The organism is Paenibacillus sp. UMB7766-LJ446 (assembly GCF_030226665.1).
Classification (GTDB): Bacteria; Bacillota; Bacilli; order Paenibacillales; family Paenibacillaceae; genus Paenibacillus; species Paenibacillus vandeheii.
On record NZ_JASOYM010000015.1, the window covers coordinates 82,202 to 96,528 of the forward strand.

A 14,327-nucleotide genomic window follows, 5' to 3' on the forward strand; every position below is an offset into this window, starting at 1 on the left:
TGATGCAACTTCTGGAGGAACAGCGGCAAACGTCTGTATCCTCATCAACCTACGATATAGGGGTATACCAAAACAACAGTCTTCACCCTATCTATCGTACCAATAGCCAGGGATGCCTCGTTCCAGACGCATCAGCGCCTCAAGATAAAAGTAATCGCCCCAGATCGTGTAATCGTCAGGTGAATCTCCACCTCTTACGGAGTATGAGCCATGCTTCAGCAAACCCTCCGCTGTATCCGAGCCCTGCGTGGAATAATGATTCATTAAGGATTTCATGGACGATTCCGCTGCATTCCGAAAAGCCTCCCTCTCAGGATCAGCTTCATCAAGCTGCCCGGCAATTTCCAACAGACCGCAGGCAACAATAGCGGATGCAGAGCTGTCCCTTTTCGTATTAGGTGTCTGCGGGGCATCAAAATCCCAGTACGCTACTTCATCCTCCGGAAGATGGGCAATAAAATAACGGGCGAGACGCTTCGCTGTCTCCAGCATCTCGGCACTTTGCAGATAGCGGCTGCAGAGTGCAAAACCATAAATCCCCCATGCCTGTCCGCGTGTCCAGGTAGAGCCGTCATGGTAACCCTGATGCGTACCGCCTCGAATAGCCTCTCCGGTAGCCTGATCAAAATAAAAGGTATGATAGCTTGAGTCATCCCCTCGAACGAGGAAACGGCGGCTTTTCAGCGCATGCAGCTCGGCAACGCGGCGATACTCCTCATTATTCGTCTGCTCATACGCCCAGAACAGCAGCGGAAGATTGAGCAGGCAATCGATAATAATTCGCCCTCCGTTATTCACATCGCCTTTGCGTCCCCAAGCCTGGATCAGTCCAGCTTCCTCCCGCCAACGTTTCATCAGCATATCCGCAGCTTCCAGCGTGAGTTTTTTTGCTGCGGCGTCATGCTCCACAATCCATTGTGCCTTGGAAGACAACGAATAGAGAAAGCCAATATCATGATGATCAAATATGATTTTCTGATCCATTCGCCGACGGAAGTTATCGACGCTATTTACGGCTGCCTCACGGAACCTCGGGTCCTGGGTATACTCCGTGCATAACCACAGAATGCCTGACCAAAATCCTGCCGTCCACTCCGTATTATCGTTAAGCACATAATGCTCATCCCCGTTACTAACATGGGGAAAGCGCCCCTCGAATCGATCTATGTTGCGCTGGGTGACATTCAATGCATCTTCAATAGCTTTTTTCCACATGGAACCGTTCCTCCTCTAGGCAAGTCATATTCTTCAATTCTCTTGCTGGACAAGTCTGCTATTTTGCTTATACTGGCCGGGTGTAATTCCCTCATATTTCTTAAATACACGAATGAACGAATTGCTGTTCAGGAAACCCACCCGCTCGGATACGTCCTGGATCGTCAGTTCCTCTGCCTGTAAAATTTTCTTGGATTGCTCAATTCGATAATGGTTGATGTAATCAATCACGTTGACTCCGGTCTGTTCCTTGAAGTACTTGGAGACATAGGTCGGATGGAAACGAAACCGCTCGGATAAATGGGTCAAACCCAAATTGACATCCGCATAACTCTCATGGATAAATTCCAATAGTTGATCCTTCAATTCCTCACTGCGGGACCGCTTGCGCTCGTGCACTGTCTGGCATACCGTCTCCAGTATCCGAAGCAATTCGACCTCAATCTCCTCAAAGGTCTCACATGCATACAATTGCCGGATCAGATCGTTGCGCTGCGTCATCTCGTTCTGGTCGTCCGTCTTGATCTGTTCGGTAGCTTTCAGAAAGGTACCAATCAACTCAAACATCAGACAGCGAGCCAGTTCAACCGACAAGGGCTCTCCGGCAAAATTGGTCATGCGAATTTCGTTCATCACTTCCGTGGAACGGGCATAATTCCCTGTAGCGATATAATTGATGAGCTGTCTCTCCAGATCAAGAGGGTAATACAGCTCCTCCTTGGGCCGACGAATCCGGCTCGGATCAATAATCTGACCGATCCCCAGAATCAGCCTGTATTCCAGCGCTTCTTCCGATTCCCGGAAACAATCCGCGATCTCCGCCATACGGTGATGAACATGGCTGACGCCAACAGAAAAGTACACACAGAATCGGGAGCCAATGAAACGCTGGGCTTCTTCGACTGCATGAATTAACCGATGACTGGTATCCTCCGTATCCTCCTCACACTCCCGAATATTAATCAGGAACGCGATTCTTCCATCAATGTCGACAGAGTATACATGACCGATTGAGCCAATCATCTCCTCCAGCACATTGGTCAGGATCAGGTGCACAAATTGATGCTTCTCCTCCCGGTCCTGCTCACGAACTCTGGAACGGAACAGTCCTTCAACATCCTCAATGTGCAGGAGCAATACGGCAAATGAATTTGTCTCGAACCGAATGCCAGAGCGTTCCAAGGTAGAAGCAAACTCCACACCTACTTGTACCCTTCCCTTCATCAACTTGGAGAGCAGACTGCTTCGTATAACGCTTTGCTGATCCTTAAGCCTGTTCGCAAATTGATCCTGTTCTTCCCAGGCTTGGATCAGAACAGATTGCAAAATACCATATTCATTGTCCGGCTGCTCCAGTTTCCATTTGACCTTATCCGAGATAATGTTCATGATCCGTCCCAGCGGACGGTAATTCCGTCTGGTGAACCACCAGGCTGCCACACCGCCAAGGATAAGTCCTGCGATAACGCCTCCAAGCGTAATATCGCGGATGACCGTCAGCTTCTTGGCATAGATTCGGGTAGGTATGATGGATACATACTTCCAGTCCTGAATCTTGGAAGAAATCTGCGATATGGTCACGGATTCTCCGTTCCAATCGATGGTTTCCGTTCTTTTCTCAGCATCCTCAAAAAGGTTAAGATCCTCCCCCTTTATGTAAGGGGTTTCAAGTGATCCGGTAGAAAATAACGTTTGACCGTCGTGATCCAGAATGAACACGGTGCTCTCTTTTTCCAAACTTACATTATCAATGGCTTGCTGGAACCGATTGGGGTCCAGGTTAACGACGAAGGTCGCAGGGCTGCCAGCGCCATTCTGAATCGGAAACGGCTGAATATAGACCAGCGTGTCCTCAATTCGTCGGTCCTCACTCCGAACCTCCATCTTTCGGTACATGCTCTTGCTGGAATCATGCATAAGCCGGGTCCACGCTTCCTCGGAAACATTCGTGCCCTGATAGAATATGTCATATAGATACTTTTTTTGAATAAGTGAAGAAGAGGATAACGCGATATCGGACTGTTTGATATAAATATACAGTTCACTAATCAAGCCGTTTCCGACGCGTGTGGATTTCAGGTTTTTGATCAGATCAATCCCCATGAACCTCCAGCGGGCATCCTGTTCAGACGCGTGATTAATGAAGCTCATGAGTTGGGAGTCAGCCATTAATTGATTGCTGATGCTGCCAATATCGCCAATCTGGTTATCAATGGTTTCCTGCACCTGAGATAACAGCACCATGTTGGAACGATTAACTTCTTCCTCAAGCAGCATGCGAGACTCGGCAAAAACAGCAGCACCGATCACAATGGGAATGAGCAGAATGACCATGTAAGAAATGCCCCAGGACAACAGGATGCTTTTCCTCTTCATGCGTCTCCTCCTCACACTGTGTTATTGGGTATGGCATGGCCTAAAGCAACTCTATTCTTTGATTGCTCCGATCATAACACCTTTAACAAAGTATTTCTGCAGAAATGGATAGATGAACAATATAGGCAGGGTGGCTACCATGACCGTTGCGTATTTCACACTTTCCCCGATGGCCTCTTTGTCCATAGCGGTCGCTCCTGTCGTCATCGAGTCCGTACTGTTCTGAATCAGAATCTCCCTTAACACCAGTTGAAGTGGGAACAGGTTCCGGTCCCGAATGTACAGGATCGCGCTAAACCATGAATTCCAGTGACCAACGCCGTAAAAGAGAATCATCACCGCAATGACGGGCATCGACAATGGTACGACAATCCGCCAGAGAATAAGCATCTCCCCTGCCCCGTCTATACGGGCCGACTCTAGCAGACTTTCCGAGATTTCCGCAAAGGAAGTCCGCATAATAATCAGATTATAGCTGCTGATCAAACCCGGTATAATTAGAGCCCACAGGCTGTTCCCCATATGGAGCGTGTTATTGATCAACAGATAGGACGGGATGATTCCGCCGTTAAAAAACATCGTAAATACAATCGCCAGCATGATCGGATTGCGGAGCATGAAGCTTTTGCGGGACAACGTATACGCCCCCAGAATGGTAAACAGCAGATTCAGCGCCGTGCCCACCACCACAATAAATATCGTGTTCCGGTATCCGGACAGAATGTTAGGGTTGCTCAGTACCAGCTTGTAGCTGTCCATCGTAATGCCTTTGGGAAAAAGCAGCAGACCTCTATGGGCCATGAGCTGACTTGAGTCGCTAAGCGACGCATTTAACACATGCAGCAGTGGATACAAGGTTATGATAATCAGACCTGTCATCAACATTGCGTTCGCACCACCAAACAGCCGCTCTCCAATGGATCTTTTCATTCGCAAAGAAATCCCTCCCTTCACCTCGTTCTTGGCTAGAACAGCTTGGTATTGGATATCACCTTGGACAGGCGATTGGCACCGATTAGCAGCGTAAAGTTAATGACCGACTGGAAGAGACCCACCGCGGTCGTATAGCTGAATTCGGCACTTTCACTTATCCCTTTGCGATAAACAAACGTCGAGATTACATCTGCCGTATCATACACGTTCGGATTATAGAGCAGAATAATTTTCTCGAACCCAATCTCCATCAGTCCACCAATGCGGAGTATAAGGAGAATCATAATCATCGGAATGATGCCGGGCAGCGTGATATGCCACACCTGGCGAAGCCGACTCGCTCCGTCCACGTTGGCAGCATCATAGAGCTCGGGGTTAATGCCGCTAAGTGCAGCCAAATAAATGATGCTGGAAAAACCAAGCTCCTGCCAGATCGATGAGGCGGTATATATGGTACGAAAATTGGCCGGATCGCTAAGAAGTGCGCTGCTCTGACCGCCAAAATAACCAATAATGGTATTAAACAGTCCATCTCGGGACGAAAAATCAACAATCATACCGCAGATGACGACAATGGAAATAAAATGGGGAATGTACGAGATCGTTTGCACCGTGCGTTTGAAGATCTCATGCCTGAGCTCATTAAGCAGAAGAGCAAGAAGAATGGGAGCCGGGAAACCGAACAACAGCTGATAAAAACTTAGCAAAAGGGTATTCTTCAGAATTCGCCAGAAATAATAGCTCTGGAAGAAATCCCGAAAATGCTGAAATCCGACCCAATCACTGCCCCATATACCTTTGCCCACCGAGTAGTCCTTGAACGCAATGATGGCCCCGTACATCGGCAGGTATTTGAAGACCAGAAAATATAAAACGACGGGAAGAGCCATCCAATAGATGGCTTTATTCTTTTTGTAATTGAGCCATAACAAGGAAAGCTTGTGCGACAACTCCTTCATCCCCTTCCTTTTTCATTCCAAAGAGGGCGTCCACGGGGGTAAAGCCGTAAAAAAGCTTTACCACCCGTGGACATCTCTTCCTTATCTGGCGTTATACCGGTCCAGGGCCGCTTGCTGAATTTCAATAGCCCGTTTCACGTTAAACTTGTTGATCTGATCGACAAACTTGTCAAAGTTCTCAATCGGCTCAACCCCAATGACGAATTTGACGAACATCTCATCCCGATAAGTTCCAATATCACTCATGATTTTGCTGTACTCCGTAGATTCTTCAGTCGTCAGACTGGTAGGAGGAAGGCCTACCTTCAGCGTATTCTCACTGTATTTGGAGAACAGAACCGCCGCATCCTTCTGCTGCTGGAGCTGATAATACTGCTCATTGTACCGATCATCATCCTCCCCTACGAAGGGATAGTTCGCAATAAAATGTTTGGCCATGGCCTGAGCAACCGACAGACCGTCCGGATTTTTCAAAATCTCATCGGTATACGTCGGGTAACCGTCCTTCATCGTATAGGTGAGGCCCTCCACACCGAAATTTTTCAGCATATGTCCTTCTTCACTGAAGAAATAATCAAGTGCTTTGACCGTTTCTTCCGGGTGTTTGTTGCTATTGGTGATCACAACGCCGCTACTGCTCCACTCCCAGGAACGTCCGGTAAACATCGGCTCATCTCCTTTGTGCAGCACCGGATACTGCACGGCTGTCAGATTGGCGTTCGGATCCGTTTCCTGCAGAGCGGGCAGGTAGCGGCCTACACCTCCACCGATATAGGTGAAAAACGCACCCGCTTGACTGCTCAAAATTTTGGCGTCATATGTTTTCTGGTCATTGGTAGCAAAATCGGGATCAATCAATCCCTCCTGATACCAGCGATGGAACATCGTTAGAAATTCCTTATATTCCGGCTCGATTGGTCCATAGACCACCTTGCCATCTTTCATGAACGTATTATTAGTGATGCCGTAAGCCTCCAGATACGTCGGTGCGGCTGGTCCCATCGTGGTCATTTTGGGTGGTGCACCAAACAACAGGGGCGCTGCTACGCCTTTTTTCTCCTTGAAGGCCTTGAGTACTGTCTCCCACTCCTCAATCGTTTCCGGTTTCTCCAGCTTCAGATCATCCAGCCAATCCTGACGTATGAACGTACCGCCGAAGGTTTTGTATTCCCCCAGACGCAGATGCGGTATCGCATAGATATCTCCGTTGTCGGCTTTTAACTGTTTGGCTACCTCGGGATTCTCCTCCAGGATCTTTTTCAAATTGGGAGCGTATTCATCAATGAGTTCGTTAAGTCGAATGATGATACCATCATTGAACAGTTTGGCGTAATCTCCATTGACAAACATGGCATCAGGCAGCTGATTCGAGGCAATCATGACGTTGAACTGTTCGGTCTCGGCACCCACCGCGGGATGCTGGAATTCGATTTTGGTATTGGTTTTCTTTTCCCATTCCTTGATTGCCGTGATTTCATTCATGCTCTTGAGTGTGATGGACGCATTCGTATTCATCGACATCCAGATTGAAATGGGTGTAGGTCCATCTCCTTCTGCTTCACCTGCACTTCCGTTGCCTCCCGAGCAGCCTGCAAGAGCAGTAATACTCATCATCAGGCAGATTCCAATTGCCAGTCTTTTTCTCCATGACCGTTTCATTGCTTCACGTCCCCCCATTGAATTCGTATCGTTGATAGGCAGCCCTGTTATTGCTCCCCATAAAGTTACCGCTTGCCCGCTAATAATGGCTATCCTCCATTCTTGCCGACATATCCAAAATTTGATATTTCCTTGTGCAGCGCAGGATTTGCACATGAATGCAAGAGATCAAGATCATATTTCCAGATTGAATGGTAAGCAATAAAGGAGATCGATCAAGCCCGTTTCCAAAATCATAAGGTGTTTGACCAGTCGCTGCCACATATATGGAATAAACTAATATCACTTCTTACTTGAACGTGTTCGATTTTTTCATAAGGAGTGTCCAACAACGTGAAGGAGGAAACAGGAATGGCGATCCGCTACAGCGTCATTATCCCAACCTATAATCGGGCCCATCAGTTATTGCTTACACTGGCAGCCCTCGAGACACAAACCTATCCTAAGCATCTATTTGAAGTCATCGTAGCTGATGACGGTTCCACTGATGGAACGAAAGGACAGATCCAGACATTCCAGACTTCATATCCTTTAACCTACGTATCCCAAACGGAGCAACGTGGCAGGTCAGCGATTCGGAATTTGGGGCTTCAGCATGCCAAAGGTCTGTATGTTATCTTCTGTGATGCTGACTTTCTGGCGTTACCCGAATTTATCCGAACAGTGCGTCAATATCATCGCAAAAATCCCAGAGCCGTCGTTTCGGGTTTTCCACATTCCTTTGCCGATGCCTATACCCACTACTATCCAGACTTCTCGCCATCGGAAAAAGATCATTGCCGTTCGATCCTTACCCCTTCAAACTTATGGCGTCCTGAATTTGATGCAGCGAATGAAATCGTCCCACTGGTCACACCGGAAGATATCATTCATCAGACAGATACATTGTCCAAAGTGACTTTCCCAACCAAAATACCGCCTGCTGTCATCAAGCAATTTGCCAGCACCGATGTGGCTCCATGGATGCTGCTTGTCACTCGGTGTGTATCCATCCGCCGAAGTCTTCTGAATCGAGTTGGAGGTTTCAATGAACGGTTCGTACTCTATGGGCTTGAAGACTGGGATCTGGGCTACAGGCTGCATCGTTTGAAAGTGCCCTTCTACTGTATGAAAGAGGTCGTGGGTTATCACCAGGAACATCCCACTTATTTCCGAGGGGAAGTGCTCAATACAGAGAATCTGAAAATCATGCTCGAAACCTATGGATTCAATGATTCCGCACTCAATTTATTCTGCGTTGTACCACCATCAGCTGACCTCGAAACCTACAAAAACACGCTGCGAATCTTGCGCAGAGGCTTCCGGTCCAGAACAACACGTTCTTCCGCACGATTGTTAAAGAAAACATTACGGATTGCTGCCAAACACTTCGCGCTTCAAACAGATGTGGAAGCGTATAAAAAATCTCTCGCAAGAATACAGAGAAAAGCAAAAGGCAGAAAAAGTCGGGTGGCTCGAGTTCTACAGGATATGGCGCAGAGGTCTGAGAAATTGGTGGAGTAGTTTAGTACTTATTCTGCAAATATGAAAATTCAAAGTACTACTAGCTATTTCAATAACATCGCCCATAAACTCCTGCTCAAGTGCATTCACCTCTTTGAATACAACAAAAAGCCCCCTATCTACATCTTTGTAGAATAGGAGGCCATATTTATTTTATACCCATTCAACTCACCGTAAGGTGAATCGAACTTTTTTATGATAAGCCTTTTAAAATTCTTCGTATTCACTCGGGTCCTGATTCCACAACCGTCCATCCTTACGATGATAAGAAGAGATGACTTCCATCTCCTTCTCGTTCAGCTCGAAATCGAAAATATTGATATTTTCTTGCTGATGTTGAAGAGAACCCGCTTTAGGGATCGGAATTGAACCAAGCTGGGTATGCCAGCGCAAAATAACCTGAGTAGCCGTTTTGCCATGAGCTTCGGCAATCCGAAGGATCTTTTCATCTTTTACGATATCTTGTACGGCATCATTGCCACGCCCAATGGGACTCCATGATTCGTTCACAATACCATGCTGTGAATCCTTCTTCCGCTGATCCGCTTGGTCAAAGAATGGATGCAGCTCAATCTGATTCAAACTTGGCGCTACTCCCGTCTCCTTAATCAGGCGGTCATTATGTTCCGGAAGGAAATTGCTTACTCCGATGGAACGGATATATCCGCGTTTCTTCGCCTCAATGAGTGCCTGCCACGCTTCCACATACATATCCTTCTTCGGATTCGGCCAGTGAATCAGATATAGATCATAATAATCCAGATCTGCTCTGTATAGAGATTCTTGGATAGCTACAATCGCTTTTTCAAAGGCATGGTAACGCCCTGGCAGTTTGGATGAGATCAGCAGGTCTTCTCTGGAAACGGAGCTCTGCTTAATGGCTTTTCCGACAGTGCCTCGTTCTCATAGTTATATGCTGTGTCAATAAGTCGGTAACCTGCATCCATCGCGGATGCTATAGATTTGACACCTTCTTCTCCTTTTAAGCTATAGGTACCAAACCCAATGGCAGGAACTTTCAAGCCATCATTCAACGTATATTCCGGGATTGTATGATTCATCTCAAAACTCTCCTTTGCGAAAGGTATACTAAACGATATGGATAAAGTGAATGCCCTCTCGTTTATTCTACCCCTCCATACGCGGATGAATCAAATGAAAGCCACCAACCCGTTAAACGGGGGAGTGGCTTTCTCGTCTAATTTTAATAGAGGCAAGTTGCCTCTTTATTCAAGCGAAGAGATGGTCGTGGCCGATAACGACCGCTTGCCCATAAAGTTCTGAATGGCCATAGCAGCCTGCTTGTACCCGCCAGCATCGCGTAACGTTTTCCCAATAACCTCAGCATGTTCCTTGTAGGAGGCATTGCCGAGCACCTCTAATACCGCGGTTCTCAGCACGTCGGGTGTAAGGTTGTTTTTATCCACAATGACTCCTGCTCCGAGCTCCTGCACCCGGCCTGCTACACGCGGCTGATCCGAGGTTAACGGGAGCATAACCAACGGTACATTGTAATACAAAGCTTCGCTTGTACTGTTCATGCCTGCATGTGTCAGAAAAGCATCTACGTCCTGCAAAACCTCCAATTGTGGGAGATAGGGTCTGATCATGAAATTATCAGGAATGAGATCCGCAATGGGCTCCAAATCCGTATCCTTTCCCGAAGACAATATAAACTGCACAGGCAAATCCCGAAAAGCCGTAAAGCACAGCTTATAGAATTCAAGATCCTTGTTTAAAATGGTCCCCATCGAAATATATACCGCCTGTTTATAGAGGGCATGCAGAGATTCCTTTGCAAAGGCTGGTGCATCCTTACGGGGTAAAATAGATGGGCCGGTAAACACATAGCTGTCATCCAGCTTGTCCCCCATCGGTTGAAAATATCGGCTGGTATAGACCAGCTTTAGTTGTCCGGGATGACCTGAAAGATCCGCCAGAGAAGGCACAGCCACATTGAACTGGGACGCTAATTGCTGGGACATCTCGATGATGCCGTTATATAGCTCCTTAACCTCCTCATCGTCATCCTTCAGTTGATTACCGAATCCGAGAGGCTCCACAAAAACAAAGGTCGTGGTTGAGCATACCACTGGTATACCCAGCTTTTCGCCTAAAATTTGTCCTCCCCAGCCTATTAAGGAGTCAAAAATTAAATAATCATAGGTTTCATTTTCGATCAGATTCAGGACATCCGGAATAAATCGTTGAACAATTTTTTTCAAAACCATATATAAAAATTGGTAAGGGTGCTTGATTTCAAATGGCTTCATATCCGGGTTGTTGAGCAGGGTTGCCTCGTTGAAGGAGTATGCTTTAAATTGTGCGCCTAACGCTTCAATCTTCGTCCGGTATTGTTCCGTACAACAGTAGACAACTTCATCGCCGTTCTCCACCAGTTCCTTGATTATTCCGAGCGTCGGATTGATATGCCCTTCTGCAGGCATCATTACAACTAATACACGTGCCATGAGATTCACCTCCATTAAATTTTCCAATCTTCCAAGCGGGACATTGTATTTCTATATAAATTGAACTAAAAAATAATTTACACTTGCCACTCCGATGACAGAATAACCTTCCGATCGCTGTTATCCCCAGATTTTTGTGGATTCCCTTTTTCAAAGGGTAAAATCCGGGGATAAAGGCGAACGCTCCGCTTCTTCATGTTATTTCTGTCCTCTCCGTTCTCGTGTAAATGTTTAGTTCAATTTATATAGCTTCAAAATGATAGGGTAAAACAAAATCTGGAAATCATGCCCATATAAATATACTATTAATTATTTCCAGATTTGTAAATAGTATATATGTCACTTTTTAAACAAAAAAAGCACCTTTACGGTGCTTCCTCTGCTCATTTCATATTAAATCAGGTAAATACCTATCTCAATATCCTCTCGAATATTGCGGGCTTTCTTTTAATTGCACGATATCGTGTCCCGTTGGATTCTGGAAGGCACGAAGGCCAAATGTCGGCGCAACGGCGAAGATGTGGTCAAAGATATCCGCTTGGACCGATTCATACACACCCCAGGCGATATCATTGCTGAATGCATAAATTTCAAGTGGTAGTCCGTTATCTCCCGGCGCTAATTGTCTTACGATCAACGTCATATCCTTATGAATTTTCGGATGATTCCTCAGATATTGATGGATATATTCCCTGAATACACCCACATTCGTAAGCTGTCTACCATTCACAATGCTTTCCGTATTAATGTTATGTTCCATGTTGTATTCGTTAATTTCATTTAATTTGGTCTCAAGATAATCCGTAAGATAGTGGATCTTCTGAAATTCCCCAATCATTTCCTTAGTGCAGAAGCTTATGCTGCTCGTATCAATATAGACGCTTCGCTTAATCCTTCTGCCACCGGAGACTTGCATGCCTCTCCAGTTTTTGAACGAATCCGAGATGAGCGCGTAGCTTGGAATCATCGTGATCGTTTTATCAAAATTCATAACCTTTACCGTGTTTAACGTAATATCGATGACGTCGCCGTCGGCATTATACTTGGGCATTTCAATCCAATCACCAACACGTACCATGTCATTCGATGATAATTGCACGCCTGCAACCAGTCCCAATATGGAATCCTTGAAGACGAGCATCAGAACAGCTGATAAAGCGCCAAGTCCACTGAGAATAATCAACGGATTCTGACCAATGAGACTTGAGATGACGATAATGCCCCCAATGATGAAAAGCACGATCTTGGCCACCTGAATGTATCCCTTAATCGGTCTAATCTTGGAGACTTCATAGGAACGATATATGGTATCAAAGACGTTGAGCAGTGCATTTAATACCGTAATGGTTATGACGATCATATAAGTGAGAGCTGCTTTTTCAATTAAAGCTTGATAGGACGGGAAGATATACGCTGAATAATAGATGATAATCGCCGGAACGAGATGCGAAAGCTTGTGAAACACTTTTTTCTCCACAATGATTTTATCCCACGTGTACCGGTTGTTGTTGACGATTTGAATAATAATCTTCAATACGATTTTTTTGGCTATAAAATTGGCCAGTATGGAGACCACAGCTATAAATACCACCATGATCATATTCGAAAGATATCCAATGGTTTGTTCACTCATGCCCGTTCCGTCTAGTTGATTTTTGATAAAGTCCATTGTATCCTCCTGACGCAGTTTATATTAACTTATTATTATAAATTACATCCTAGTACGAAGTAAAATTTCAAAATATTACAGCAAGCAGCTGATGGGTAAAGTGTAGATCCTCCCCCTTCATGAGTATCACGTCACACAAATGGGCTAATGTGCATAGACTGGGGCTAAATATAACCCAGATTCTTGCATTGGAGATGTGAACATTGAGTAATCCAAAAAATAAGACTAAGACTCAGCAATTCCCCATGAAAAAACTTTCTCCCGTAAGCATGGTAACGGAGCTTCCACCCGTCCGTGGCCATTTAAGAACCTCCGCCTCAAATCCGAATAAGCCCATCCATAATAATGAAAAGGGCACATCATCGGCTATCGATGCCTGTGTGGATCGCGCTTTTCGTATTCCTATATTTCTGAGTACAACCAACACGGTAAATGACTTGCAAGAGCAATTTTTGAACCGTCTGATTAGGGAAATTGAAGATGCACTACTCTTTCCCCGCACATTGCCCGTTAGTGAACAATACCCGGAAAACATTCTGACGAATATACGACGCCTGGTTTTTTCAAGCTATGGATTACTCGCAATCAACTTCCGAAGATTTTTTGTTCAAATTCTTGAATCCAATGTGGGGGAGCCTCCAACGACCACTCCGTTCTGGGAAGGATCTACCTTTTCTCAAATTGAGCCTGCCATGGCCTTTCAATTCGGCATTCCAATCTTATTAGTGAGGGAGAAGGGCACGGACGTCAGTAATGGCATTTGGGCTGGAGGAATCACACCTCTCAACATATTTGTTGACTGGGATTCCGACAACCAATCCGTAGACGATTTCTTTAACAGTGTTCAATGGAGAGAGGTCTTTGCCAATTGGACGGCGGAGGTAAGGGGTAACTATTTGCTTCGTACGGAGCCCCTGTTCAATAATTAAAGTTAATTTAGTAGATTCACTGCCATTGACGATGAAATCTTTGCGTAGATTGCAATGCCGTGCTCGGGGGCTTCTTTCACTGGAGCGGGTGCTTCTTAACTTCATAGACAAAGCAAAAGAGACCCCAACGGGTCTTCTTTGCTGTCTCGGATGGAGGCGAGGTGGCATCCCCCATTCGGTGCTTAATTTGATGGTTGCTGATTCTCTTGTCTACTTATGGAAACAAAAATAGAACCCGTCATTCGTTAAGACGACAAGTTCTTTTTAATCATACCTTTCTTGCCTTATTAAACGTTCGAAATGTAAGAGTACAGCCTAATGCAATGGTGCTTAATAATGTAACCAAATTTGCACTACCCCGTAAGTAATACCAAAAATTAATTACACAGTAAAGGATCATGACAAATAACAAAATCCATTTTGTACTAGGCATTCTTTTAAGTATCAAATAACTAATTCCTATAAATAATACTAGAGCTCCAAAAGACAGTAGAATAAGGTTCAGTCCTGAAATGTATACCATTTCACACCCCTTTTTCACTTTTGATTATACTAACATATGTATAAGTTATACTCGATGGTAAGTTGTATTCGCGTTTCCGTGCATGTTGAT

The 14,327-nt window shown here is 45.5% G+C and carries 9 protein-coding genes and 1 pseudogene; 2 read left to right on the forward strand and 8 right to left on the reverse strand.

Annotation, left to right across the window (positions count from 1 at the left end; all coding sequences use genetic code 11):
- Positions 1–87 precede the first annotated feature (87 nt).
- The 5 genes from QP794_RS28005 to QP794_RS28025 form a co-directional block, all read right to left on the reverse strand.
- The gene (locus QP794_RS28005) at positions 88–1,215 is read right to left on the reverse strand and encodes a glycoside hydrolase family 88 protein (RefSeq protein WP_285080012.1); all 1,128 of its coding nucleotides are present in this window, start codon (positions 1,213–1,215) and stop codon (positions 88–90) included.
- 33 nt (positions 1,216–1,248) lie between these two features.
- Complete coding sequence (locus QP794_RS28010; protein WP_285080013.1) at positions 1,249–3,591, reverse strand: AraC family transcriptional regulator; 2,343 nt, start codon at positions 3,589–3,591, stop codon at positions 1,249–1,251.
- A 51-nt stretch (positions 3,592–3,642) separates the two neighbouring features.
- Complete coding sequence (locus QP794_RS28015) at positions 3,643–4,527, reverse strand: carbohydrate ABC transporter permease (RefSeq protein ID WP_094939366.1); 885 nt, start codon at positions 4,525–4,527, stop codon at positions 3,643–3,645.
- Positions 4,528–4,556: 29 nt separating this feature from the next.
- Positions 4,557–5,483, reverse strand: a complete 927-nt coding sequence (locus QP794_RS28020; RefSeq protein ID WP_285080014.1) for an ABC transporter permease — start codon at positions 5,481–5,483, stop codon at positions 4,557–4,559.
- 81 nt (positions 5,484–5,564) lie between these two features.
- Positions 5,565–7,142, reverse strand: a complete 1,578-nt coding sequence (locus QP794_RS28025) for an extracellular solute-binding protein (protein WP_285080015.1) — start codon at positions 7,140–7,142, stop codon at positions 5,565–5,567.
- Positions 7,143–7,493: 351 nt separating this feature from the next.
- Between QP794_RS28025 and QP794_RS28030 the strand changes: the two genes are divergently transcribed.
- Complete coding sequence (locus QP794_RS28030) at positions 7,494–8,645, forward strand: glycosyltransferase family 2 protein (protein ID WP_285080086.1); 1,152 nt, start codon at positions 7,494–7,496, stop codon at positions 8,643–8,645.
- Positions 8,646–8,852: 207 nt separating this feature from the next.
- Here the strand turns inward: QP794_RS28030 and QP794_RS28035 are convergent.
- The 3 genes and pseudogenes from QP794_RS28035 to QP794_RS28045 form a co-directional block, all read right to left on the reverse strand.
- A pseudogene (locus QP794_RS28035) lies at positions 8,853–9,706 on the reverse strand (aldo/keto reductase).
- 165 nt (positions 9,707–9,871) lie between these two features.
- Entirely contained in the window at positions 9,872–11,116 is a 1,245-nt protein-coding gene (locus QP794_RS28040) for a macrolide family glycosyltransferase (RefSeq protein WP_285080016.1), read from the reverse strand.
- 415 nt (positions 11,117–11,531) lie between these two features.
- A complete protein-coding gene (locus QP794_RS28045; RefSeq protein ID WP_285080017.1) occupies positions 11,532–12,785 on the reverse strand; it encodes a mechanosensitive ion channel family protein in 1,254 nt (417 codons plus the stop codon).
- Between the two features lie 269 nt (positions 12,786–13,054).
- Between QP794_RS28045 and QP794_RS28050 the strand changes: the two genes are divergently transcribed.
- Positions 13,055–13,714 carry a hypothetical protein gene (locus tag QP794_RS28050; protein ID WP_483311966.1) on the forward strand — a complete coding sequence of 220 codons (660 nt, stop codon included), beginning with the start codon at positions 13,055–13,057 and terminating at the stop codon, positions 13,712–13,714.
- The last annotated feature ends 613 nt before the right edge of the window (positions 13,715–14,327 follow it).

What these genes read in the sequence shown, in the direction of transcription:
- QP794_RS28040 (WP_285080016.1), bottom strand. Translation starts at nt 11,116, where the DNA reads ATGGCACGTGTATTAGTTGTAATGATGCCTGCAGAAGGGCATATCAAT.
- QP794_RS28030 (WP_285080086.1), top strand. Translation starts at nt 7,494, where the DNA reads ATGGCGATCCGCTACAGCGTCATTATCCCAACCTATAATCGGGCCCAT.
- QP794_RS28045 (WP_285080017.1), bottom strand. Translation starts at nt 12,785, where the DNA reads ATGGACTTTATCAAAAATCAACTAGACGGAACGGGCATGAGTGAACAA.
- QP794_RS28025 (WP_285080015.1), bottom strand. Translation starts at nt 7,142, where the DNA reads ATGAAACGGTCATGGAGAAAAAGACTGGCAATTGGAATCTGCCTGATG.
- QP794_RS28005 (WP_285080012.1), bottom strand. Translation starts at nt 1,215, where the DNA reads ATGTGGAAAAAAGCTATTGAAGATGCATTGAATGTCACCCAGCGCAAC.
- QP794_RS28010 (WP_285080013.1), bottom strand. Translation starts at nt 3,591, where the DNA reads ATGAAGAGGAAAAGCATCCTGTTGTCCTGGGGCATTTCTTACATGGTC.
- QP794_RS28050 (WP_483311966.1), top strand. Translation starts at nt 13,055, where the DNA reads ATGGTAACGGAGCTTCCACCCGTCCGTGGCCATTTAAGAACCTCCGCC.
- QP794_RS28020 (WP_285080014.1), bottom strand. Translation starts at nt 5,483, where the DNA reads ATGAAGGAGTTGTCGCACAAGCTTTCCTTGTTATGGCTCAATTACAAA.